Consider the following 23,716-nt stretch of genomic DNA (forward strand, 5'->3'; position numbering starts at 1 on the left):
AGCATGGCCAAAATAGTCGATATTCGCGCTAGAGAAATTCTTGATTCGCGAGGTAATCCAACTGTCGAAGCGGAGGTTGTTTTAGCTTCCGGCGTGACAGGCAGTGCCATGGTGCCTTCCGGCGCATCAACGGGTGAGCGCGAAGCGATAGAACTGCGCGACGGCGATAAAAGCCGTTATCTGGGCAAAGGCGTATTGAACGCCGTAGCCAACGTCAACACTGAAATTCGCGCCGCAGTTATCGGCATGGATGCGGACGACCAAGTCGGCATCGATCAAAAAATGCTTGAACTGGACGGCACCGACAATAAAGGCCGTTTAGGCGCCAACGCCATTTTGTCCGTCTCTATGGCGGCTGCCCATGCGGCGGCCAAGGAAGCCGGCGTGCCTTTATACCGGCATTTGAATAAGAGCGGCGAGTTCATCATGCCGGTGCCGATGATGAACATCATCAATGGCGGCTCGCATGCGGACAACAGCGTCGATCTGCAGGAGTTCATGATTTTGCCGGTAGGCGCGCCTTCCTTCCGTGAAGCGATCCGTTATGGTGCAGAAGTGTTCCATAATCTGAAAAAAGTATTGACATCGAAAGGCTTGGCCACAACGGTCGGCGATGAAGGCGGATTCGCACCGAACCTCAGTTCTAACGAAGAAGCGATTGCCGTTATTCTAGAAGCGATAGAAGCAGCCGGTTACAAACCGGGCGTTGATATTTGCCTGGGCCTAGATGCAGCCAGCTCCGAATATTTCAAAAACGGCCGTTATGAATTGTCGGCGGAAAGCAAAAGCTTCGATTCGGCCCAAATGACTGACTTTTTCATGGATTGGGTCAAAAAATATCCGATTATCTCGATCGAAGACGGCTTGGATCAAAACGACTGGACCGGTTGGAAAGTGCTGACCGAAAAATTAGGCAACCAAATCCAGTTGGTCGGCGATGATCTGTTTGTGACTAACCCGGCCATCCTGAGAGAAGGCATCGACAAAAACATCGCCAATTCCATCCTGATCAAGCTCAATCAGATCGGCACGCTGTCCGAAACGCTGGATGCGATCAACATGGCGCAGGCTGCCGGTTACTCGGCAGTTATTTCGCACCGTTCCGGCGAAACCGAAGACACCACGATTGCCGATCTGGCTGTGGCGACCGGCACCGGCCAGATCAAGACCGGCTCTTTGAGCCGTTCCGATCGTGTGGCCAAATACAATCGTCTGATGAAAATCGAGGATGAATTGGGCAGCCTGGCCAAATACGCTGGCCGTAGCGCATTCAAAATGCTGTAATTCAGCTGGATTCTGGAATGATGCAGGGCGGTTAACAGCCGCCCGTTATCCGTTCCGAGGGTGAGCCAATCAAAAGTCTTATCGTAATTATCATCTTGCTGACCATTCATCTCCAATACCGTTTATGGTATGGCGATGGCAGCGTTCGGGAAATTCACGCGTACCAGCATCGTCTTGACGAGCTGAAGGAACAAGTGGAGGAGAAAAAAGCGCGCAATGAAGCGCTTTACGCCGAGGTGCTGGACTTGAGAAAAGGGCAGGCAGCCATAGAGGAAAGAGCCCGCTATGAGTTAGGCATGATTAGAGAAGATGAGACATTCTTCCAGGTTTTGGAATAATAATTCCATTATAGTAGCGGGCTTGAATATGGCCCGGCCTGGATAAAATCCTATCGTTTGACTAGTAATAAATGACCGAATCCACAAAATTCTGGGGCATTGTGCCTGCGGCCGGTGTCGGCAAACGCATGCAGGCCGACAGGCCCAAGCAATACCTTGAACTGGCCGGCAAAACCGTGATTGAGCAAACGCTATCGCGATTGCTGCAAGCCGATGTTTTTGAAGCGATTGCCGTTGCCATCTCCAGTGACGATCCTTATTGGCCGCAATTGCCGATAGCAAAGCATGAAAAGATTCTGGCCGCGGCCGGCGGTACAGAGCGCGCTGATTCAGTGCTTTCGGCATTGAAATCCATAAGCGGTAAAGCATCGGATGATGATTGGGTTCTGGTGCACGATGCGGCCCGGCCTTGCATCGCCGCTTCCGATATTCATCACTTGATTGCCTGCCTGATCCATGATGACGTGGGCGGCATACTGGCCTTGTCTTCGCACGATACCTTAAAAAATGTACAGGACGGCCGAATTGCCGGCACGCTGGACAGGAACCATATCTGGCGGGCGCTGACGCCGCAAATGTTCCGCTACGGCACATTAAAAACCGCCCTGGAAGAAGCCGAAGGCAATCCGGCCATTACCGATGAAGCCAGCGCGCTGGAATTGAAAGGGCTGCAGCCGAAAATCGTCGAAGGCCGCCCCGACAATATCAAGATCACGCGGCCCGAAGATTTATCCTTAGCACAATTTTATTTGGAACAACAATGATCAGAGTTGGACAAGGTTACGACGTGCATCGCTTTAAAGAAGGCGACTACATCATTTTAGGCGGCGTAAAAATAGACTATGAAAAAGGCCTGGAAGCGCATTCCGACGGCGATGTCGTGCTGCATGCCTTAAGCGATGCCTTGTTAGGCGCGGCGGCGCTGGGCGATATCGGCAAGCATTTTCCCGATACCGATCCCGAGTTTAAAGGCGCCGACAGCCGCGTGCTGCTGCGCCATGTCTACCGCATTGTGCAGGAAAAAGGTTATAGCCTGGTCAATGCCGATATCACGATCATCGCTCAGGCGCCGAAAATGGCGCCCCATATCGGCGCGATGTGCCGCAATATCGCCGATGACCTGGAAGTCGACGTCGATTGCATCAATGTCAAGGCAACCACGACGGAAAAGCTCGGTTTCGAAGGCCGCAAAGAAGGCATAGCCGTTCAGTCGGTCGTCTTGATAGAAAAATAACACTCATGGCGCATGCCGCTACCAAGCCTTATTAATAAGCCGAGCCGAATTTGACGCAATTGATTGAAATACCTGAGTGGCCCTGTGTTTACGGTGGGCCTGCCGGCCGCGGCAACATCCGCACAGTACCGGAAGATTTTATCGTCGACGAACATCTGTCCTTTGAGCCGACTGGGGCCGGCGAGCATGTGTTTCTGCGCATAGAAAAAAAGGATGAAAACACCGACTACGTAGCTAGGCAATTGGCCCGTTTTGCCAATGTCAGGCAGCGCGATGTCAGCTATGCCGGCCTGAAAGACCGGCATGCCGTCACGACGCAGTGGTTCAGCGTCTGGCTGCCGGGCAAGGCAGATCCCGACTGGGCACAGTTTGCATCCGATAATGTCAAGGTTCTTGAATCTGTCCGCCATGCCAAAAAATTAAAACGCGGCGTTCTGTCCGGCAATAGTTTCAAAATCGTCGTGCGGGAATGGCAGGGCGATCAGGAACAAACCCTTGCCCGGCTGGAAGCCATCAAAGCGGGCGGCATCGCCAATTATTTCGGCCCCCAGCGTTTCGGCCATGAAGGCCGCAATGTCAGCAAGGCTCTGGCGTTGCTTCAGGGCATGAAAGTCAAGCGCGAGCAGCGCAGCATCTATTTATCGGCGGCTCGCTCTTACCTGTTCAATCAGATTCTGGCCTGTCGAGTCACGCAGCAAACCTGGGATCAGGCGATGGCCGGCGATACTTATATGTTCGACCAGTCGCACAGCTGTTTCAAATCGGATCAGCCCGATCAGGACATCATCCGGCGGCTGCAGGCGAAAGAAATACATCCAACAGGTGCCTTGTGGGGCAAAGGTGAGCCGGGTGTATCGGCCGATGCTCGGGCGATTGAGCAAGCCGTTGCCGATAAATACGGAGATCTGGCTCAGGGCCTGGTTAATGCCGATGTGGAGTGCGACCGGCGCGCGCTACGGGTGAACGTCCGGAATCTGCAATGGCAGTTTATCGATGACCAGGCATTGGCGCTGAGTTTTACCTTACCGGCCGGCAGTTACGCGACGGCGGTATTACGCGAAATTATCGAAGAAGTATAAACGAAGAGACAACAATGGATTTAATACTCGCTTTAAAAGCTTTCATTTTGGGTGTCGTCGAAGGACTGACCGAATTTCTGCCTATCTCCAGTACCGGACACTTGATCCTGGTCGGCGATTTGCTGAGTTTTAACGATGAAACCGGCAAGGTTTTTGAAATTGTGATTCAGACAGGCGCCATTCTGGCGATCTGCTGGGAGTACCGGGCCAAGATCGGCAGGACCATCGCTGGCTTATTGAAATGGCAGCCCGAGGCGCTCAAATTTACTGTCAATCTGGCGATTGCCTTCTTGCCGCTGGCGATTTTGGGCTTGTTATTCGGCAGCCTGATTAAAGCGCATCTGTTCAAACCGATTCCTGTCGCGTCAGCTTTCATTATCGGTGCCTTCATCATTTTCTGGGCCGAAAAAAGAGAGCATAAGATCCGCATTCATGAAGTTGAGGATTTAACCGCGATGGATGCGTTAAAGCTCGGCTTTGCGCAGGCCCTGGCACTGATTCCTGGCACGTCCCGCTCCGGGTCGACGATTATCGGCGGTTTATTATTCGGCTTGTCGCGCAAGGCGTCGACCGAGTTTTCTTTCTTCCTGGCCATACCGACTTTAATTATCGCCAGCATTTACGATTTATATAAGCACCGCGAATTGCTGCACAGCACAGACTTGCCTGTATTTGCCGTCGGTTTGGTCGCGGCTTTTTTCAGCGCTTTGTTAGCCGTGCGCGCCTTGCTTCGCTATATCAGCCATCATGATTTTACTGCGTTTGCCTGGTACAGGATCGTGTTCGGCGTGCTGGTCATCGGCACGGCCTATAGCGGCTTAGTACAATGGACCGTGGATTAAAAGAACTCGTTATCGTTCCGGTATTTCTCGGTGACGTGCAATAGCACAAAAACCGCGCCGGCGCCGCCGTCTTTGGGCGGCGCCGAGCAAAAAGCCTGAACGTCCTTGTGCTGCCTGAGCCATAGGTTAAGGTTGTTTTTCAGAACAGGAAGATTATCGGGCGAGCGATAGCCCTTGCCGTGCACGATATGCACACAACGGCAGCCGTCTTCTACGCACATGTGCAGAAATCTGAGCAACTGGCGCTTGGCTTCATTGCTGCTTAGCCCATGCAGGTCGATTTCGGCGTCGAGGCCGAAATAGCCGCGACGCAGTTTCTTTAAGACATTTTTTTGCAGGCCCGGCGAAAGAAAGCTCATTGTGTCTTCAAGACTCACGCTTTCAAGATCTATTTCAGCCTTATCGATTAAATAGGCCTCCATATCGACAGAGGCCGGCTTGGGAAAAGGCTTGGGTTTTTTATCTTCTGTAAACAGTACCTTATCGTCTTTTACAGTCGTTACCTTTCCGACCGTCTGGCGAAATAAATGGCTGTCTTCTGGAGTGAGATTTTTTTTTACCACGAAAGCTGATTTTGAAGAGTATTGTTGCTAAGATGTGAAATTCTATAGCTTATTTTGCTTCAGGGCGACTGATAATGCACATTTTGTTAAGTAATGATGACGGGTACTTGGCTGAAGGGCTCTGTGCGCTGGCGGATGTATTGCGCAAACATGCCGACTTATCAGTGGTTGCACCGGACAGGAACCGCAGCGCTGCAAGCAATTCCTTGACACTGGAAAGGCCTTTGCGGATGGCCGTTGCTGAAAACGGTTTCGTTCGAGTGGACGGCACGCCGACCGATTGCGTGCACTTGGCTGTCACGGGACTGTTGGAACATGAGCCCGACATGGTTTTTGCCGGCATCAACCATGGCGCAAATCTGGGCGATGATGTGCTCTATTCCGGAACCGTCGCCGCGGCAACCGAAGGCCGCTTTCTGGGGCTTCCCGCCATCGCCATCTCTCTGGCCTCAAGCAATCCGACCCATTTTGATACAGCCGCGCATGTGGCAGTGACGCTGCTGCAGCAATTGATCAAGCACCCTTTGCCGCAGGATACCATCCTGAACGTCAATGTGCCCGATGTGACCATAAAAGATCTGAGAGGCTATCAGGCTACGCGCTTGGGCCAGCGGCATAAGGCCGAACCGGTGGTCAAGACTAATGACCCTCGCGGGCGCATTATTTATTGGGTAGGGCCGCCGGGAACAGAACAGGATGCCGGGCCCGGAACTGACTTTTATGCCGTTAATACAGGTTATGTGTCAGTTACGCCTTTACAAGTCGATTTAACCCGGTATGAGCGCATAAATGCTATAAAGGAATGGTTGCCTAAGGAGAACGGCTTATGATGCAACGATTGCAAGGGATCGGCATGACTTCCCGGCGTACCCGGGAGCGCATGGTCAGCCGCTTATCGCAACAGGGCATTAAAAACAATAAAATCCTCGATGCGATGTGCAATACGCCGCGGCATATTTTCATGGATGAGGCATTGTCGAGCCGGGCGTATGAAGATGTCGCTTTGCCTATCGGCTATAATCAGACTATCTCTCAACCTTATATCGTCGCCAGAATGACGGAATTGCTGCTCGAGTTCGGCCGTCTGGAAAAAGTGCTTGAGATCGGTACCGGTTGCGGTTATCAGACCGCCATTCTGGCGCAGCTGGTCGATCACGTATATTCCATAGAAAGAATCTGGCCTTTGCAGAGAAAAGCCAAAAGCCATTTGTGGGATTTAAAACTGAAGAACGTCAGTTTTCTGCATGGCGACGGCATCCTGGGTTGGCCGAAACATGCGCCCTATGACGGCATCCTTGTGTCGGCTGCACCGTCTGAGGTTCCTGATACGCTGCTGCAGCAGATGGCGTTGGGCGGCGTCATGATCGTTCCGGTCGGCAAGGCAGGCAATCAGAGGTTGCAACGGGTTATCCGCATACAAGGCGGATTTGAAGTTGAAGAACTGGAGCCGGTAAGTTTTGTGCCTTTTTTGCCAGGAACGGAAATGTGATGTTCCAGAAATTATATGATAAGCGCTGCCATGGCCTAAACATCGGCATTAAGTTTTGCCGAATCCTCATTCTTTCCGATACCGCCTTCCATCATGCTGGCGCCGATGGCGCTATCGCAGCCCCATAGAGCCTTTCGACTGGCAACGTTGGCCCCGATCGTTTCGGTTCTGGGCAACCGTCGCGTTAGTGATTGCGGGTGCCGGCATTTAAACTGTTGCAGTAGGGTTGATGTTTGCGGGAGTCAATATTTTCCGCGATTATTGCTGGCACTACAATTTTCTTAATGAGGCGGTGCTATCGTATCCAGTTCTTGTTCTTCCGGAGTAGGCGATTTGATGCGCGGCTCGAATAACCGATAGAGAATAGGCACCAGCAGAACCGTCATAACGGTAGCGCTGAATAGCCCCCAGACAATCACGGTAGCCAAGGGGCGCTGCACATCCGAACCCAGCCCGGTAGCGAGCGATGCAGGTACCAGGCCGAGAATAGCGACTAATGATGCCACCAGAATGGGTCGGATGCAGCGCACAGAGCCTTCGGTAATGGCTTGATCCATAGGCATGCCGGCAAGGCGTAATTCAGTAATGGTTCTTATGATCAGCACGCCATTCATAAGCGAAACGCCAAAAACCGCTGCGAAGCCGACGCCTGAGGAGACGTTCAAATTCATGCCCCGAAGATAAAGAGCAGTGGCACCGCCCACGAAGGCGAAAGGAATCGCAAACAGTAGCGACAGCGATGCCCGCAACGAGCCGAATGTCACCAGCAGCAGAAGAAATATGACGCCGATGCTTGAAGGCACAAGTATTTTGAAATGCTGGGCAGCCCGTTCAAGATTCTCAAACATCCCCAGCCAGGCTATGCGATAGCCGCTGGGCGCTTCAATTTCCCGTTTGAACAACCGTTGTGCATCGGATACGAAACCGCCCTGGTCGCGTCCGACGATATCCGTCCTCACGGTCAATCGGCGTCTTCCATCTGCTCGGGCAATTAATGTCTGCCCATCGATAATATCAATATGAGCAACCTGGGCTAGCGGGATAGGTATGCCGTCAGCATTATAGACAGGCAGACGCCCGATCGCGGCCGGTGAACGTAAAACTTCTTTCGCGAATCGGGCAACAATATCAACGCGCCGTTCACCTTCAAACAGGATGCCGATAGGCGCGCCGCCGATAGCCACGTCAATGAGCTGCGTGACATCTTCTACATTGACATTGTAGCGTGCGCACAGGGCTCGGTCGGGGCTTATGACCAACTGCGGCTGAGGGCCTTCCTGTTCGATAGCGACATCCACTGCGCCTGGAACTTTGCTGATCAGCGCTTGAGTTTTTCTCGCCAGATTCAATAAAACGCTCAAATCGGCGCCGGAAAATTCAACCGCCAGATTGGCCGAGGTGCCGTTGGCGTCTTCCGTCACGCTGTCTATGATCGGTTGGGTGAAATTGAAGCGAGTGGTTGGAAACTCTGCACGAAAGCGGGTTCCCAAGGCGGCAAGCAGTTCCTGTTTACGCTTGAATTGGACCCATTGGTCCCGCGGCTTCGGACTGATCAGCATTTCAAGCCGGCTGGGCGGAAAAGGATCGGTGCCGCTATCGCTGCGGCCTGCTTGAACGACTATAAAATCTATATCGGTAAATTCAGCCGTAATTTCGCGCAGCCGTTGGCCGAATTTTGACGATTGCTGTAAAGAAGTACCTTCAGGAAAATTCGCACGCACCCAGATGACGCCTTCATCCATATAAGGCAGAAATTCCGTGCCAAGGCGAGGAACAACCAATACCAGAATGCCGGCAAGCACAACTACCGCAACGCCGATTGACTGCCAGCGAAAACGCAATAAAAAGTTGAGCGCGGCAGCGTAACGAGGATAAAGCCAGGTTAATATCGGATTTTCCCAATCACGGTAGCCCTCTTTAAACAATAGGCTGGAGAGAACAGGCACCACAAACAGCGCATATAACATGGCGCCAAACAAGGCAAACAGGATGGTTAAAGCCATAGGACGAAATAACAGTCCCTCTATATGCGTCAGAGTCAGCAACGGCAAGAAAGCGCCTACTATCATCAGGATCGAGAAAAAGACAGGGCGCTCTACCTGCAAAGCCGCAAGCAATACCGTTTTTGCCGCACCGACATGATCATTTTTTTGCGTCGAGTCATGTAAACGATGGGCGATGTTTTCCGCCATAATGACAGAGCCGTCAACGATGATACCGAAATCAATGGCGCCGATTGAGAGTAAGCCGATCGGAATGCCGAAAGCATTCATCATTACCAGGGCAAACAATAATGAAAAAGGAATGGTCAAGGCCACTATTAAGGCCAGAGAAGGGCGCCCCAGAAAGAACAGTAATACCACGGTCACCAGCGATATTCCTAAAAGCACGCTATGGCCTACGGTGTGCAGTGTCGTATCAACTAACTGGGAGCGATCATAGAAGGGCACCAGATTGACGCCTTCCGGCAAATCAACCTGATTAAGTTCAATAATGACCGCTTTGGTATGCTCCAGCGTATCCGAAGTGTTTTCTCCCCGGCGCATCAGGACGATGCCTTCAATGGACTCATCTTTGTTATCTTTGCTCAGAATTCCGGACGGTATCTTGGAGCCGACTTCCACATCGGCTACGTCATGCACATAAATTGGGGTGCCGCCGACGGATTTAACGAAAATGTTGCCAATTTCCGATATATCTTGCAAAGCGCCTTTACCCCGAATGACAAAAGACATGCTCCCGCGTGACAACACGCTGCCGCCGGCGCTTTCATTGTTAGACTGTATGGCGTCGACAATATCGTTAAGAGAAAGCCCAAAACGTTTTAACTGCGATGGATGCAGCAGTATTGTGTACTGTTTTTCATAACCGCCGAAGTTGGTAACATCAGCGACGCCGGCGGCGCGCAACAGGTGAGGGATGACTATCCAGTCATTGATCGATCGAAGCTCGATAAGGTCATAGCGACCATCCGATACCAGTTCATAGCGCAGTATTTCGCCGTATGCTGTCGCTAGCGGGCCCAATTCGGCCGACGCGCCATCAGGCAGATCGATATTGGCAAGTTTTTCCTCTACGCGCTGTCTGGCCCAATAGCTCTCAACGCCTTCTTCGAAAGTCAGCTGAACTACCGACAGACCGAAAATCGTTCGAGAACGTATGTTTACCACGCGGGGGACGTTGCGCATCTCAATTTCTACCGGTACGGTTACCTGGCGCTCCACTTCTTCGGGTGCACGGCCAGGATAGACAGTAATGATCTGAACCATTTGTGAAGATATGTCCGGATAGGCGTCGACCTGCATTCTTGAAAATGACCACAGGCCCAGAATAATCACTATGAAGGCACCGCTTAAAATCATCAAGCGATAATGCATCGCCTTATTGATTAATTGCGGAATCATCGCGTCTCTCCCGCAGAGCCGGGGGTACTGCCGGTCTCTGCGCCCTGCAGCGACTGCACCAGCATCGGTTTTAGCAAAATGGCGCCATTGCCGATAATACGCTCGCCACCTTGCAGGCCTTTAAGAATCTCAATGCGATCATCAATACTTTCGCCGACTTCTACTTTAGTGATGCGCCATAAGCCAGGCCCGGCCCCAATCAATACATAATCGGCATCTCCGCTGTGAAGGACGCCATCGACCGGGACCATAATGGCTTCTCGCGGGTCGGTGCCCAGGCCGATTTCAGCATACATGCCCGGTTTAAATTGATTGGCCTGATCATTCAATTCAAAAAACACCCTTAGTGTGTGTCTTTCAGCCGATAGGGTGGGCGCCAGGCTGCGTACCTTGCCGAAAAACGCCTGATTGGGAATCCCATAAAATCGTGCGACACAGGACTGGCCTGCCGATACCAGGCCGATTTTCAATTCGGGCACGTCAGCCATAATCAAAGAAACGCCGGGATTGGAGCTCTGCAATAGAAGAGGGTCTACGCCTTCCTGCAACAGCTTTCTCTCGAGCGCCGCACGATTGCGAGTGGCTACAGTGAGCGCCGTTTCAGCCTCATAGACGTCTTTTTGGCCTTCCAATTGAACCTCGAGCAAGTTGGCCTCTGCAGCGGTCAGGTCGCGAATTGCTTCCGTACCGGTGGCGACCAGTTTTCGTAGACGCTCGACGACCAATTTTTGGGAGTTAAATTGCGTTGCGGTAAGTTCACGGATTTTCACCAAACGTTTGGCATTGAATTCTTTTTCAGCCTGGGCTCTTAGCCAGTCGGCATAAACGCCGGACAACTCAATACTGTTAAACTGCCAGCGGTCTTCTTTAGGCGTCGGGCCGATAGGCAGGTGGGCAACAACGGCTCCGGTCACAACCAGTAAAGGCGTACTGATGCGCTTTTTCTGTACAGTCGAGATGTCGAATTTCTTTTCCAGCAAGCTTCCGGGTTTGACTTCAATCAGCCCCGGCTCAATCAGTTGAACGACTTTTGGCGCTCCCGCGGCGGTGAATTTTTTTTGATCCGACGCCGCTTCCTGCCATGATTTACCTATCAAGATAGTCAATACCATACCGGCCGCCAGTATTGTTTTTGATCGGCCAGAGCGTTTGAGGTAACTGTACAAAAAAGTTGAATGGATCATCGTAATACTTCTTTGCCAATAACTGCGTTAAGTTGATTCAATGCGTGCCAATAGCTGGATCGCCCATTGATATGGACTCGATAGGTTTCCAGGTAGGCCCGCTGTGCATCCAATACTTCTATCAGGGTTTTACCGCCTAGCTCGTAGGCTTGGGTGATTTTGTCCCGCACATTTCTTGCCGCTTCCAGTTGTCCTGGATCATCATTGGTTAAAAATTGATACGAAGATGCAAAAGTTTTCGCGGCCTGGTCAATTTCCGCGCGCAAATCCACAAGCTGGGCCTGTAAATTGTACTGTGTTTGATTTTTAATAGACTTCGCTTTGGCTATATTGCCCTGATTGCGATCAAAAATAGGCACGGTGAGATTGATTCCTGCCATCCACGAGTTGGCATCGGGAAAGCCGATGGCCTGCTGTTGGAATTGTCTGGTATAGCCAATGCCAGGTATTACTTGCGGATAGGCTTTTCTTTCTTCCAGCGTTATATCTGAGTCGGCTTTATCTAATTGGCGATGCAAGGCGCTTAGATCGGGCCTGTTTTCCTCGGCTAATCTAAAGGCGGTTTCAGCATCTATCGGCTTTGCCAATGTGTTGATTTCCAATGTGCCTTTTACTTTAATGGGAATATTGTCTTTGATACCTAACAGGGTACGTAACCGGTTAAACGCGGAGGCTAAATCCAGTTCTCGCGCATGAACTTCACGGTGGCTACTGAAAATAGAGAGCTTGATTCGGTCCGCTTCGATGGTGCCGACTCCTCCGAGAGCCACCCGTTTAAGAATAATCTGCTCCATTTTGATTAAATTGCGCTGGTTTTCATAGGCGAGATCCAGCATCGCCTGCATCTCCAGAACGTCATAGAATGCTGCAATAGTTGCTGCGATCCTAAGCCGGACGGTATTGGCAAAGTCAGCCGCTGACGCTTCGACCCCATATTGCCCGGACGTTATCGCAGCCGCTCTTTTTCCAAACAAAAACCAATCGACAGGCATGGCGACATTAAAATCAAATTGCGGAGGCCCGCCTTGCCGGTCGGCTGTAAATGACCGATTCAAAGGCATTAACTGTATATCGGTGTTTATCTGAGGATTGGGTATCAATCCTGCCGTAATCAGATCAGCTTCGGCCTGACTGATGTTTTCTAAGGCGGCTTTGATTCGCGGATCAGATTTCAAAGCGGTTTGCACCGCCTGGTTCAACGTGAGTTCCTTAGGCTCAACTAATGTTTCGGAGGGAACTGAAGTAGCTCTAGTTTCGGCAGAAAACGCATTTGGTGGAGGCGCGTCGGCAATAGGTGGTCCGGATTCATTCATATACAAAGGCAGAGGAGTCGGCCTGTAATCTTGAATTGAGCAGCCATTTAACAATAAAAGAATGCACAAAGACCATCTGCATGAAATATTAATAAATGGAGAGGCTAAGTGAAAATGGCAATCATGGTGCTTAATCCATTCTTTTATTATTCTTTTCATAGACGAATGATTTAGATTCTGTTGCGTTGACCAGAACAGCATTGCTAAGCCTTATATACTGCTGCGTGCTATGGGTGCTTCGCTCAGTAGGGGTTGGGATGCAGCAGAGCGCCGGTCGTTCTGCTGCATCTGACAATCACCAACCATGCTCAAGTTCAACCGAACCATAAAAAATTCATCATATGATTGACTCTTCGCTGCTGCTTTCCTGCTGGCTGAGGCGTTAGCTGGTCCTCAGAAACCTCGTCCGTAGATTCAGTTGTCGATTCGCAGCAGGTAAGCCATGAATTGAGGCTAGGGAAGTTATCGTTTAGATATAGGCTATAAACTGACCATTTGTTAAACGCTATAAGCCAGTTTTTTATCATGCCAACCTTGTTCAGAAGATTTACGCAGCCGTGTGGCTGAAGCCGCTGCTGCAGGCCACACCGTGCGGACCGTGGCTTTGCAATACGGGGTCAGCCTGGCCTTCGTCTGCAGGATGCACGTCTTATGGCGTGAAACTGGAGCCGTCCAGGGCGAGCCCTCCGGCGGCTGCAAATGCTCGCGGCTGGAGCCGTATGAAGCGGCTATCAAGGAACAGCTAGCACATAGCCTATCGATGACGCTGAAGGAATTGCAGAGCTGGCTGGAAGACGAACACAGCCTAAGTGTTAGGCTTGTGATAGCAACCAAATCGCCTTCACAGGCTTTAAAAATAGCTTTCTTTTAGCCCATTTCATCCCAATCTTCTCTGGGTAGGAAAAGGATAAAGAACAGGTAAGTCTTAATTTTGTTTTCGCAGTATTTTTAATTGTGGTAAAAATAAAGCGGGCTTCGTGCCTGTTTTAAAGTTCTGCCTCGAACCATATGGGAATAAATCGTCGTGGTTTTTAGATCACTTTGCCCCGGCAATTTCTCCTGAACCGTCCGAATATCACAATTGGCTTGCAATAAGTGACTGACGAAGAGAGGTCTGAACGTCACCAGGGCCGGTCTTTCGCTAAAGCTCCAATCCAGCCGGCATGACTTGAGGAAGGGGCAACAGTTAAGGTAAGGCGTGATTGCGCAAGAAAAGAGGAGTTAGGTTATGAAAATTTATACATTGGCCGCTATACTGTTTTTTTACGCTATTACATCTCACGGAATAGAACCGAATAGTGCTTCCATTCTAAAAGCGGATGTCGCAGTGGATTTTCGCTGTTCCGGATCTCCGCCTCTCGAAGGAATAGAGGAAAATGCTGAGTCCGACCTTCAGTACGATATGCAAGATAACGATGCCATTTTCGAGCTGGGGGACGGCGATTCTGCCGATGAACTCGGCGGGAATGAAGCGGTTTGCGGCGGCAGCAATGGCGACGATTTGATCAACGGCGCCGAAGGTCAATAATATCATTGACAGCGGTATCGTTCTTGATTGTGCACTTCATAGGACACGTCGAGCGCGCTTAGCTGATGCTGAGCGGAAGGCGGTATTCAATCGCTGGAGTCCTGTGTTGCTGGCCACCTTTCTGTTCGCTAACCCGCTCGAGCAGATGCGGGCAAACTCGTAGCCGCCCTGCAATCTGCTTATCTTACGGATTATTTTTAATCGATGGACCGCTTTTGCTGTAACTTAAGCCGTAGATGTCCAGATTTGATTTGGTTTTATGTTCCAGCGCTTTTTTCTAATCGGTCTTGTCGACTTTCACAAAAATACGCAGTTTGTTTTGGCCGTTCTGTTGACTGCGGGCCAAATTTCCACCGCCTCTGCTTTGGTTGTCTTCGTAGATGCCGCCCAGTTCCACCCATTCGCCCAGTTTGACCCGAATTGTGGTTTGTGCGCCTTGGATTTCCATCTGGCCGCGCGCGTTGAGTTTGTCCGACCAGGGCGAGACGTCCAGAATGGCCTGTTCGCCTGCAAGCCTTGGCGTGACGGCAAAGCCCGTCGTCGTGTCGATAAATTCGGTCGTGGTGGATAATGTAGGACCATAGCCCGAATCGTAGATCTGCACGTTTTCCATTGGATACGTGTCGCCGGCTTGAATGTAAGCCGTATTGCCTTCCAGGGTCCGAATAGTTTGCGTGCTTTCGCTGGCGTACTGATTCTGATTTTGAGAGTAGTGGCCATATACGCTGGCGCGGGCTTTTGATGGATCATCGATCGGACCGCTGATTCTGACTCTGGCCGTTGCGTTGAGCTCGTCGACGGTCAGCTGCCGGCTTTGAATAACGGTAATGACCAGATTGTTCAGTCGGGTGTCCAGTTCGCTGACCAGCGCCCTGATTTCAGTCAACCGTTCCGGCGTGGTTTTGATCACCAGGTTGGAGCCGTTGGCAATCACATGGTCGGTATATTCCAACAAGGGCTCGAGTAGGGGCTGTATCTCGGAGGCTGGCCGGTTAGCCAGCGGGATCACTTCAATAACGGTTTGCTCCGCCAGGGCGAGCTTGCCCGACAGCAGCATGAAGATCAATAGCAGGCGTGTTGTATCCAACTCAACCTCCACGGGCTAACAAGCGGTTAAAGGCGGCCGGGATGGCCGCCTTTTCAAGGATGGAGCGAGATGCTCCGATATAATTCCAGATACTGCTCGGCGCTGCGCTGCCAGGAAAAATCTTTTTTCATGGCATTAATCTGCAGTTTTTTCCAGATGTCGGGCATGCTGTATAAAATCAGCGCGCGCTTGATCGCTTCCATCAGAGAGCCGGCGCTGGCGTCGTTGAAAACAATGCCAGTGGCCGTGCCATTGCCGATTGTCTCAGGGACTGCGTCAACGACACTATCGGCCAGGCCGCCGGTTTTGCGGACGACCGGCAAAGTGCCGTAGCGTTGGCTGTACATTTGATTCAAGCCGCAGGGCTCAAACCGTGACGGCATCAGGAAAATATCGGCGCCGGCTTCGATAAGATGGGCCAGCGATTCATCATAGCCGATAGTGATTGCGATCTTGTCGGGATATGAATGCGCAAAATTCAGCAGTCGTTGTTCAAAGACCTTGTCGCCGCTGCCGAGCAGTGCAAATTGCAAGGGCATGGCGGCCATTTCGGTCAGACACTCCAGCAACAGGTCTATGCCTTTTTGCTCAACCAAACGGCTGATCAGTCCAATGAGCGGAACATGCTCGTCAACCGGCAGCGACAGTCTTCTCTGCAGGGCGAATTTGTTGAGTTGTTTGTCCTGGAGCGATTCGGCCTGATAGTGCTGCTCAATGAGGGGATCGGTTGCCGGATTCCACTGTTCGGCATCAATGCCGTTGATAATTCCGCTTAAGAACTCCTTGCGATAAGTCAAAAGTCCTTCAAGGCCGTAACCTAGCTCCGGTGTTTGAATTTCCTGGGCGTAAGTCGGGCTGACCGTGGTAATGCGATCGGCATAAACCAGGCCGCCTTTTATAAAAGACAACATACTATGGAATTCAAGCCCGTAAGGCTGCCATAACTGGCCCGGTAAATTCAATGGGGCTGTGCTGCTGCTCGGGAATAATCCCTGATAAGCCATGTTGTGTATAGTGAACACGGTAACCGGCCGGTCGTGTTCCAGGGATAGCAACGCCGGAACCAGACCGCTTTGCCAGTCATTGCAGTGCACGAGATCGGGCTTCCAGTTCAGGTGAGCCCGGTCCATGGCGATTTCTGCGGCAATGCGGCAAAACAAGGCGAAACGTTCGGCATTGTTGGGCCAGTCGTTGCCTTGCTCATCGTGATAAGGATTGCCGGGATAATCGAAAAACTCGGGATAATCGACCAGCCAGACGATGACCGGACTATCCGGCATGCGCGTTTCAAGAATGTTGACATCGCGGTTATCGACGCGCACGGAGCAAAGAAAGCGGACATCGCCATGCGTTTTGATGGCCTGATAATGGGGCATGACCAGGCGTACGTCTTGCGATAACTCGGCCAGTGCTTTGGGCAGGCTGCCTGAAACATCAGCGAGGCCTCCAGTTTTGATCAAAGGGTGGGCTTCGCTGGTGACAAAAAGTATTTTTTTCATAGCTTGTTTTTGCAATCCTTTATGGCTTTAAGATGATGGCTCCTAAAGGGGGTAAAGTAAGGCTGATGGAATGAGGCTGATTCATCCAGGCTATAGGCTCCGAGGTAACCTGGCCATTGCCGACGTTGCCGCCGTCATAATAGGTGGAATCGGAATTGAAGATTTCAGTGTAAGTGCCGGCTTGTGGAACGCCGATCCGGTAGTGTTCCCTGACGACCGGGGTAAAGTTAAGGATGATATACAGTTCTTCATGATCGCTTTTGCGGCGGTAACTGATGATGGACTGTTGTACATCGTGGCAATCGATCCATTCAAACCCGTGATGGTCAAAATCATGCGTGTATAAAGCCGGATGATCTTTATAGAGTGTGTTCAAGTCTTTTACCAGTTTTTGCACGCCGCGATGATGCGCATAATCCAACACATACCAGTCCAGAGCCCGGTTGAAATTCCATTCCGTGCCTTGTCCGAATTCGCAGCCCATAAACAGCAGTTTTTTGCCCGGGTAGGTGTACATATAGGTATATAACAGCCGCAGATTGGCAAAGCGTTGCCATTCGTCGCCGGGCATTTTGTTGACCAGAGAGCCTTTGCCATGCACGACCTCGTCATGAGAGAAAGGCAAGGTGAAGTTTTCGGTAAATGCGTAAAGCATGCCGAAGGTGAGCTGGTCATGATGATATTGGCGGTGGATAGGTTCCTGGCTCATATAGGCCAGAGTGTCGTGCATCCAACCCATATTCCACTTCATGGAGAAGCCCAGCCCGCCGGTCCAGGTCGGCCGCGTCACCTGCGGCCAGGAAGTGGATTCCTCGGCCATGATGACGGTGCCGGGATGCTGGTCGTGCGTGACGGTATTGAGCTCTTTCAGAAAGTCGATGGCTTCCAGGTTCTCGTTGCCGCCATAGATGTTCGGAATCCAGTCGTCCGGGCCGCGAGAATAGTCCAGATAGAGCATCGAGGCGACGGCATCGACTCTCAGGCCATCGAGATGGAATTCTTCCAGCCAGAAGATGGCACTGGACAGTAAGAAGTTTTTTACCTCGTTGCGGCCGTAGTTATAGATCAGCGTGCCCCAGTCGCGGTGTTCGCCTTTGCGCGGGTCTTCATGCTCATAAAGCGCGCTGCCGTCGAAGCGGGCCAAGGCAAAGTAATCCTTGGGGAAATGCGCAGGCACCCAGTCCAGGATGACGCCTATGTTGTTTTGATGGCAAGTGTCGATGAAATAGCGGAAGTCATCGGGGGTTCCGTAGCGGCTGGTCGGCGCGAAGTAGCCGGTGGTTTGATAACCCCACGACGCATCCAGAGGATGTTCGGTCACGGGCAGCAGTTCAATATGGGTGAAGCCCATTTCTTTCACATAGTCGACGAGCTGTGCCGCCAGTTCACGATAATTGAGGAAATTGCCTCGAGGATCACGTTTCCACGAGCCCAGATGGACTTCATAGATCGACATGGGTTCATGCAGCCAATCGCGGCTTGTGCTGCGCTGGTTCATCCATTGGTGGTCCTGCCAGGCATAGCCTTTTTCATTCACGACAATGGATGCCGTTTTGGGGCGGAATTCAAATTGCTGCCCATAAGGGTCGGTCTTGATCAGAACTTCATTGCTCTGCCGGTTCACTATTTCAAACTTGTATAAACAGCCGGTCGTCAGGCCCGGTATGAATAGCTCCCAGATGCCGCTGCTGCCTAGGTTCCGCATCGGGTGGCAGCGGCCGTCCCACAGATTGAAGTCGCCGATAACGCTGACCCGGCCGGCGTTGGGCGCCCAGACGGCGAATAGCACGCCCTCAATGCCGTCAGTGCTATGCAAGTGAGCGCCCAGTTTCTGATAGATGTGCCAGTGGCGGCCTTCTCCGAATAAATGCCGGTCAAACTCCGATAACTGCACAGGAAAATCATACGGATCGTAATTCTCGTGCGCATAGCCGTCCTTATCTATCCAGGAGAGCTTATAATGTTTTGGTAATTCTTCACTTTCGGCGGTATATTCAAAAAAGTCCGTACCGGTTATTCTCTGGAACGCAGGGCCATCATTATCCAAGCGCACTGATTCGGCGTAAGGCAGGTAGACTTTAATCTGAGTTGACTTGTTTTTTTGATGGCGGCCCAAAACAGAAAAAGGGTCATGATGCCTGGCTTCTATGATTTTAATAGAATCGGAGTCAAGCGTACTGGTCGACTGCTTTTTCACTTTGAATGCCCTCGGAATAGTAAGATAATGATTTCGTGATAATGAATGCGTAAATATTACCAAAAATTAAATAACAGTTGTGAGCCTATTCCACATGGAGATCAAAAATGTCAGCGACCAGTAATCAGCATCATGATCGTTTTGTCAGTCATTTAACACGTAATACCATTGCTTTAATCCTAGCCGGTGGTCGTGGTTCGCGATTGGAGAATATGACGGATTGGCGCGCCAAGCCCGCTGTTCCTTTCGGCGGCAAGTTCAGGATCATCGATTTTCCGCTGTCCAACTGTATCAATTCCGGCATCCGTAAAGTAGGCGTTCTGACCCAGTACAAAGCCGACTCCTTGATTCGCCATATTCAGCAGGGATGGGGTTTTTTACGCGGCGAGTTCGGCGAGTATGTCGACCTGATGCCGGCCCAGCAAAGGCATGAGGAAGGCTCCTGGTACGCAGGGACTGCCGATGCGATTTACCAGAATATCGATATTCTGCGTAGCCGCAGGCCTGAATTCATCCTCGTACTGGCCGGCGATCATATTTATAAAATGGACTACGGCCCCATGTTGGCCGATCATGTCGAAAAAAATGCCGATTTAACGATAGGCTGCATCGAAGTGTCGCTGCAGGATGCGACGGCTTTTGGTGTCATGGACGTCGATGTCAACCGGCGCGTTAAGTCGTTCGTAGAAAAACCGAAAAACCCGCCGATCATGCCGGGCAGAACCGATACGGCACTGGCATCGATGGGGATTTATATTTTCAACGCCGCGTTTTTGTATGAACAATTGATCAAAGATGCCGATACGCGGGGGTCAAGCCGTGATTTCGGCAAGGATATTATCCCGTCCGTCATTGATAAATATGTGGTCAATGCTTATCCGTTCCTGGATTTGCAAAGCGGTGAGCAAAGTTACTGGCGCGATGTGGGTACGATAGATGCCTACTGGGCCGCTAATATGGAGTTGATTGGCGTTAAGCCGGATCTGAATCTCTATGACAAGAGCTGGCCGATCTGGACTTACCAGGTACAGGCGCCGCCGGCCAAATTTGTTTTTGACAATGACAAGCGGCGCGGAATGGCCGTCGATTCCATGGTGTCTGGCGGATGTGTTATTTCCGGATCGACAGTCAGGCATTCCTTGCTGTTTTCTAATGTTAGGGTCAATTCCTATACCACCTTGAAAGACACGATTGTTCTGCCTGAAGTCAATATTGCCCGCCATTGCCGCATCACGAAAGCCATTATAGAAAAAGGCTGTGAAATACCGGAAGGCACCGTGATCGGCGAAAACAGGGAAGAAGATGAAAAAAGATTTTATGTCAGCCCCGGCGGGGTTGTTTTAGTGACGCCTGATATGCTGGGGCTTCGAAGACACTACGTGAGATAGGCGAAGTGTCGTGAAGGTCTCGAGAAGAAACATTTTATATTTCAGATGAGGTGATTTTGATTACGCCGGACAGTAAAGGACAAAGCGGACGACATTATGGTTGATAAAAAGAAATTGAAATTGGTATTGTGCTGGCACATGCATCAGCCGGAATACAGAGATTTGCAAACCGGCGAATATAAACTGCCCTGGACGTATCTGCATGTGATTAAAGACTACGTTGATATGGCGGCGCATCTGGAGGCGGCGCCCCAAGCCAAGGCCGTGGTAAATTTTGCGCCTATCCTGCTGGAACAGATAGAGGACTATGCCAAGCAAGTCAGCAGTTATTTGCACGACGGTATTTCAATTACTGACCCGCTATTGGCGGCGCTGGTTGAACCCAGCATCCCTGCCGATCCCGAAGCTCGCTTGAAATTGATCAAGGATTGCATGCGCGCCAATCGGGAGCGGCAAATCAATCGTTACCCGGCATTTAAAAAGCTGGTTGAGATGGCCGAGTGGCTTGAACACCATTATGAGTCTTTAAATTACGTCAATTCTCAATTTATTAGCGACATTCTGGTCTGGTATCACCTGGCCTGGATAGGAGAAACCGTCAAGTTAGGGGATATCAGAGTAAAGCGCTTGATAGAAAAAGGTGCCGGTTATACGCTGCATGAAAGACTGGAAATCCTGGAAATCATAGGCGAGCAGTTGGCTAACGTCATTCTGAGATATAAGGTATTGGCCAGAAAAGGCCAGATTGAGCTGTCGGTAACGCCTTATGCGCATCCGATCATGCCGCTTTTGCTGGATTTGAATTCTACGCATGAGGCCATGCCTCATGCGCCGCTGCCGGAACTGGATGCTTATCCGGGCGGAGAAGAGCGAGTCAGATGGCATCTTGAAAAAGGCGTGCAGACCTTTAAACGCTTTTTTGGCTTTAAGCCGAAAGGATGCTGGCCTTCGGAGGGCAGTATCAGCGAACAGACGTTGAGAATACTGGATGATGTCGGTTTTGACTGGGCCGCAAGCGGCGGCTCAGTGGCGCATAACAGTTTAAATCTGATTGAGGGCGCGGAAAAGCCGAGCATACATCATCCGTTTAAGCTTCAAAATACCGATATTGCCTGTTTTTTCCGTGATGACGGATTATCCGACCTGATCGGTTTTGAGTATTCCAAATGGCATGCCGATGATGCGGTCAGCGATTTGATCCATCATCTGGAAAATATTGCCAAGCATGAGCCGGGGGATACGGTCGTTTCTATCATTATGGATGGCGAAAACGCCTGGGAATATTTTCCTGCTAACGGTTACTATTTTCTCAGCGCTTTGTATAAACGATTATCCAGTCATCCGGAAATTGAGTTAACTACTTTTTCGGAATGCTTGAAAAATAAAGTGGATGTGAAGCCTTTGCCCAGACTGGTGGCCGGCAGTTGGGTCTATGGCACTTTCTCGACCTGGATAGGGGATTCCGATAAAAATCGAGGCTGGGATATGCTCGGTGATGCGAAATGGGCGTTCGATAAGGTTATTTCCACAGGACGCCTGACTGACGATCAGGTGCTCAAGGCCGAGCTTCAGCTGGCTGTCTGCGAAGGCTCCGACTGGTTCTGGTGGTTTGGCGATTACAATCCCGGAGAAGCGGTTAGTAACTTTGAAAAACAGTTCCGGCTTAATTTGACCAATTTGTACAGATTATTAGGTGAGGAACCGCCGGCTTATCTGTCTATGTCATTTACACAGGGTTCAGGCGCTCCGGCTATGGGCGGCGCAATGCGACCCGGTATTGAACATATCTAAAAAATACTAAACAGGAATGACATGTTAAACAAACGCCGTGCCGGCATATTATTGCATATCTCGTCGTTGCCAGGCGGCGGCATTCAGGGGGATTTGGGTCAGGAAGCGTATCATTTTGTCAATTTTCTCGCGGATGCCGGCATCACCGTATGGCAAACGCTGCCCTTGGGCATGACCCATGCGGATCGTTCACCTTATCAGTGCTTATCGGCGCATGCAGGCAATCCGTTATTTATTAACATGGATTGGCTGGCCAATAAAGGCTGGCTGCCATTATCCGCGCGGGACTATCAAAACGCTTCAAATTCCGACAAAACCTACTTGACGGCAATGGCCCTTCAAGGGTTTCTGGAGCGTGCCGATCCACAGGAGAAGGAGCAGTTTGCGCGTTTCTGCAAGACGCAGGCATTCTGGCTCAATGATTTTGCCCTATTTATCGCGCTCAGGAATGAGTTTAATCAGCTGTGCTGGATTCAGTGGCCGGAGCACTTCAAGGAAAGAGATACAAAAGCGATCAAAGAAGCCTGCCGACGCCTGAACGTGGAAATTGAGAAAACCAAATTCGAACAATACGTCTTTTTCAGGCAATGGCTGGAATTAAAGGCTTACGCTAAACAGCGCGGCGTGCTGTTGTTCGGCGATATTCCCATCTTCGTCTCTTACGATAGTGCCGATGTCTGGGCTAACCGTCAGGTTTTTAAACTTGACGAGTCCGGTCAAATGTCCGTAGTGACAGGCGTGCCGCCCGATTATTTTTCCGCCAAGGGGCAGCGCTGGGGAAATCCTCATTATGACTGGGAATATCTTAAGGACACCGGATTCCGCTGGTGGGTTGAGCGTATGCATACCCAGCTTGAGCTGTTCGATATTCTACGTATAGATCACTTTCGAGGACTTGAGGCTGCCTGGGAAATACCGGCCGAGGAGGAGACGGCGATTCATGGTCAATGGGTTAAGGCGCCAGGAGAAGAGCTGCTGAACGCCATAAAAGCCGAACATGGATCAATTCCGTTGGTTGCTGAGGATCTGGGCGTGATTACCCCGGAAGTCGTGGAACTGCGCGATGAATTTGGGCTGCCGGGTATGAAGATTCTGCAGTTTGCTTTCGGAAGCGGACCTGATAATCCGTATCTGCCGAACAATTATGAAAAAAATTGCGTGGTTTATACCGGCACTCACGATAATGATACGACTTTAGGCTGGTCGCAAGCATTGAGCGAGGAGGAAAGAAGATTCGCTTACGAATATCTCGGCAATCCCTCAATGCCTCTGCATTGTGCTCTGATACACGCCGCGCTGGCCTCGGTCGCCAATCTGGCGATCGTTCCTATGCAGGACGTTCTGGAACTGGATTCCAGTCATCGGATGAACGTTCCCGGCACTGTTGAAGGCAATTGGCAATGGCGTTTCCAGTGGGACCAGTTGTCACATGAGCGGGCTGCCAGATTGGCTCATCTTGTTAAATTGTTCAATCGTAATTAAGACGAGGCGACCTT

General features: G+C 50.9%; 20 protein-coding genes. 13 read left to right on the top strand and 7 right to left on the bottom strand.

Going from position 1 to position 23,716, the window contains the following annotated elements; translation table 11 throughout:
- Window positions 1–3: 3 nt before the first annotated feature.
- The 6 genes from eno (at window position 4) to ACTNE6_RS05025 (ending at window position 4,777) form a co-directional block, all read left to right on the top strand.
- The gene (gene eno / locus ACTNE6_RS05000; RefSeq protein ID WP_442498824.1) at window positions 4–1,284 is read left to right on the top strand and encodes a phosphopyruvate hydratase; all 1,281 of its coding nucleotides are present in this window, start codon (window positions 4–6) and stop codon (window positions 1,282–1,284) included.
- Window positions 1,285–1,352: 68 nt separating this feature from the next.
- Entirely contained in the window at window positions 1,353–1,622 is a 270-nt protein-coding gene (gene ftsB, locus ACTNE6_RS05005) for a cell division protein FtsB (protein WP_442499670.1), read from the top strand.
- A 71-nt stretch (window positions 1,623–1,693) separates the two neighbouring features.
- Window positions 1,694–2,386, top strand: a complete 693-nt coding sequence (gene ispD, locus ACTNE6_RS05010; protein ID WP_442498825.1) for a 2-C-methyl-D-erythritol 4-phosphate cytidylyltransferase — start codon at window positions 1,694–1,696, stop codon at window positions 2,384–2,386.
- Window positions 2,383–2,856, top strand: a complete 474-nt coding sequence (ispF, locus tag ACTNE6_RS05015; protein WP_442498826.1) for a 2-C-methyl-D-erythritol 2,4-cyclodiphosphate synthase — start codon at window positions 2,383–2,385, stop codon at window positions 2,854–2,856. Before ispD ends, ispF begins: the two co-directional genes overlap by 4 nt.
- A 50-nt stretch (window positions 2,857–2,906) precedes the next feature.
- Window positions 2,907–3,935 (top strand): tRNA pseudouridine(13) synthase TruD, encoded by a 1,029-nt coding sequence (gene truD / locus ACTNE6_RS05020; RefSeq protein ID WP_442498827.1) that lies wholly within the window; start codon window positions 2,907–2,909, stop codon window positions 3,933–3,935.
- Window positions 3,936–3,949: 14 nt separating this feature from the next.
- Window positions 3,950–4,777, top strand: coding sequence for an undecaprenyl-diphosphate phosphatase (locus ACTNE6_RS05025; protein ID WP_194969354.1), 828 nt, complete (start codon window positions 3,950–3,952; stop codon window positions 4,775–4,777).
- On the opposite strand, the gene ACTNE6_RS05030 is transcribed toward ACTNE6_RS05025, so the two are convergent.
- Window positions 4,774–5,340, bottom strand: coding sequence for a Smr/MutS family protein (locus ACTNE6_RS05030; RefSeq protein ID WP_442498828.1), 567 nt, complete (start codon window positions 5,338–5,340; stop codon window positions 4,774–4,776). The two genes, ACTNE6_RS05025 and ACTNE6_RS05030, sit on opposite strands and share 4 nt — an antisense overlap.
- A 74-nt stretch (window positions 5,341–5,414) precedes the next feature.
- On the opposite strand from ACTNE6_RS05030, the gene surE reads away from it, so the two are divergent.
- Both surE and ACTNE6_RS05040 read left to right on the top strand, forming a co-directional pair.
- Window positions 5,415–6,170 (top strand): 5'/3'-nucleotidase SurE, encoded by a 756-nt coding sequence (surE, locus tag ACTNE6_RS05035; RefSeq protein WP_194969356.1) that lies wholly within the window; start codon window positions 5,415–5,417, stop codon window positions 6,168–6,170.
- On the top strand, window positions 6,167–6,829 hold the full coding sequence (locus ACTNE6_RS05040) for a protein-L-isoaspartate(D-aspartate) O-methyltransferase (protein WP_434484150.1): 663 nt from the start codon (window positions 6,167–6,169) through the stop codon (window positions 6,827–6,829). The genes surE and ACTNE6_RS05040 overlap by 4 nt, the downstream gene beginning before the upstream one ends.
- Before the next feature lie 281 nt (window positions 6,830–7,110).
- Here the strand turns inward: ACTNE6_RS05040 and ACTNE6_RS05045 are convergent, their stop codons facing one another.
- The 3 genes from ACTNE6_RS05045 to ACTNE6_RS05055 are packed head-to-tail and all read right to left on the bottom strand — an operon-like array spanning window position 7,111 to window position 12,889.
- Window positions 7,111–10,233: an efflux RND transporter permease subunit gene (locus ACTNE6_RS05045; RefSeq protein ID WP_442498829.1), complete on the bottom strand. Its 3,123-nt coding sequence runs from the start codon at window positions 10,231–10,233 to the stop codon at window positions 7,111–7,113.
- A complete protein-coding gene (locus ACTNE6_RS05050; protein ID WP_442498830.1) occupies window positions 10,230–11,417 on the bottom strand; it encodes an efflux RND transporter periplasmic adaptor subunit in 1,188 nt (395 codons plus the stop codon). The genes ACTNE6_RS05045 and ACTNE6_RS05050 overlap by 4 nt, the downstream gene beginning before the upstream one ends.
- Entirely contained in the window at window positions 11,414–12,889 is a 1,476-nt protein-coding gene (locus ACTNE6_RS05055) for a TolC family protein (protein ID WP_442498831.1), read from the bottom strand. The genes ACTNE6_RS05050 and ACTNE6_RS05055 overlap by 4 nt, the downstream gene beginning before the upstream one ends.
- A gap of 400 nt (window positions 12,890–13,289) precedes the next feature.
- Between ACTNE6_RS05055 and ACTNE6_RS05060 the strand changes: the two genes are divergently transcribed.
- Both ACTNE6_RS05060 and ACTNE6_RS05065 read left to right on the top strand, forming a co-directional pair.
- The gene (locus ACTNE6_RS05060) at window positions 13,290–13,601 is read left to right on the top strand and encodes a hypothetical protein (protein WP_194969362.1); all 312 of its coding nucleotides are present in this window, start codon (window positions 13,290–13,292) and stop codon (window positions 13,599–13,601) included.
- A gap of 357 nt (window positions 13,602–13,958) precedes the next feature.
- Window positions 13,959–14,258, top strand: coding sequence for a hypothetical protein (locus tag ACTNE6_RS05065; RefSeq protein ID WP_442498832.1), 300 nt, complete (start codon window positions 13,959–13,961; stop codon window positions 14,256–14,258).
- A 277-nt stretch (window positions 14,259–14,535) separates the two neighbouring features.
- On the opposite strand, the gene ACTNE6_RS05070 is transcribed toward ACTNE6_RS05065, so the two are convergent.
- From ACTNE6_RS05070 to glgB, 3 genes are read right to left on the bottom strand one after another with little or no spacing between them, the layout of a single operon-like run.
- Window positions 14,536–15,345: a hypothetical protein gene (locus ACTNE6_RS05070; RefSeq protein ID WP_442498833.1), complete on the bottom strand. Its 810-nt coding sequence runs from the start codon at window positions 15,343–15,345 to the stop codon at window positions 14,536–14,538.
- A 53-nt stretch (window positions 15,346–15,398) separates the two neighbouring features.
- On the bottom strand, window positions 15,399–16,844 hold the full coding sequence (glgA, locus tag ACTNE6_RS05075) for a glycogen synthase GlgA (protein WP_442498834.1): 1,446 nt from the start codon (window positions 16,842–16,844) through the stop codon (window positions 15,399–15,401).
- A 19-nt stretch (window positions 16,845–16,863) separates the two neighbouring features.
- Entirely contained in the window at window positions 16,864–19,041 is a 2,178-nt protein-coding gene (gene glgB, locus ACTNE6_RS05080; protein WP_442498835.1) for a 1,4-alpha-glucan branching protein GlgB, read from the bottom strand.
- A 107-nt stretch (window positions 19,042–19,148) separates the two neighbouring features.
- Here glgB and glgC point away from each other — a divergent pair, with 107 nt between their 5' ends.
- The 3 genes from glgC to malQ all read left to right on the top strand — a co-directional run bounded on the left by glgC (window position 19,149) and on the right by malQ (window position 23,702).
- Window positions 19,149–20,429 carry a glucose-1-phosphate adenylyltransferase gene (glgC, locus tag ACTNE6_RS05085; protein ID WP_194969367.1) on the top strand — a complete coding sequence of 427 codons (1,281 nt, stop codon included), beginning with the start codon at window positions 19,149–19,151 and terminating at the stop codon, window positions 20,427–20,429.
- 96 nt (window positions 20,430–20,525) lie between these two features.
- Window positions 20,526–22,220 (top strand): glycoside hydrolase, encoded by a 1,695-nt coding sequence (locus ACTNE6_RS05090; RefSeq protein WP_442498836.1) that lies wholly within the window; start codon window positions 20,526–20,528, stop codon window positions 22,218–22,220.
- A gap of 21 nt (window positions 22,221–22,241) precedes the next feature.
- On the top strand, window positions 22,242–23,702 hold the full coding sequence (malQ, locus tag ACTNE6_RS05095) for a 4-alpha-glucanotransferase (protein ID WP_442498837.1): 1,461 nt from the start codon (window positions 22,242–22,244) through the stop codon (window positions 23,700–23,702).
- The last annotated feature ends 14 nt before the right edge of the window (window positions 23,703–23,716 follow it).

This window comes from Methylobacter sp. sgz302048, from assembly GCF_052162025.1.
GTDB lineage: Bacteria > Pseudomonadota > Gammaproteobacteria > Methylococcales > Methylomonadaceae > Methylobacter.

Excerpts from the sequence above, each read along its gene's own strand:
- ispD (WP_442498825.1), top strand. The coding sequence starts at position 1,694 with ATGACCGAATCCACAAAATTCTGGGGCATTGTGCCTGCGGCCGGTGTC.
- malQ (WP_442498837.1), top strand. The coding sequence starts at position 22,242 with ATGTTAAACAAACGCCGTGCCGGCATATTATTGCATATCTCGTCGTTG.
- glgA (WP_442498834.1), bottom strand. The coding sequence starts at position 16,844 with ATGAAAAAAATACTTTTTGTCACCAGCGAAGCCCACCCTTTGATCAAA.
- ACTNE6_RS05055 (WP_442498831.1), bottom strand. The coding sequence starts at position 12,889 with ATGAAAAGAATAATAAAAGAATGGATTAAGCACCATGATTGCCATTTT.
- surE (WP_194969356.1), top strand. The coding sequence starts at position 5,415 with ATGCACATTTTGTTAAGTAATGATGACGGGTACTTGGCTGAAGGGCTC.
- ACTNE6_RS05050 (WP_442498830.1), bottom strand. The coding sequence starts at position 11,417 with ATGATCCATTCAACTTTTTTGTACAGTTACCTCAAACGCTCTGGCCGA.
- ACTNE6_RS05040 (WP_434484150.1), top strand. The coding sequence starts at position 6,167 with ATGATGCAACGATTGCAAGGGATCGGCATGACTTCCCGGCGTACCCGG.
- ACTNE6_RS05090 (WP_442498836.1), top strand. The coding sequence starts at position 20,526 with ATGGTTGATAAAAAGAAATTGAAATTGGTATTGTGCTGGCACATGCAT.
- glgC (WP_194969367.1), top strand. The coding sequence starts at position 19,149 with ATGTCAGCGACCAGTAATCAGCATCATGATCGTTTTGTCAGTCATTTA.
- eno (WP_442498824.1), top strand. The coding sequence starts at position 4 with ATGGCCAAAATAGTCGATATTCGCGCTAGAGAAATTCTTGATTCGCGA.
- ACTNE6_RS05065 (WP_442498832.1), top strand. The coding sequence starts at position 13,959 with ATGAAAATTTATACATTGGCCGCTATACTGTTTTTTTACGCTATTACA.
- ispF (WP_442498826.1), top strand. The coding sequence starts at position 2,383 with ATGATCAGAGTTGGACAAGGTTACGACGTGCATCGCTTTAAAGAAGGC.
- ACTNE6_RS05025 (WP_194969354.1), top strand. The coding sequence starts at position 3,950 with ATGGATTTAATACTCGCTTTAAAAGCTTTCATTTTGGGTGTCGTCGAA.
- ACTNE6_RS05045 (WP_442498829.1), bottom strand. The coding sequence starts at position 10,233 with ATGATTCCGCAATTAATCAATAAGGCGATGCATTATCGCTTGATGATT.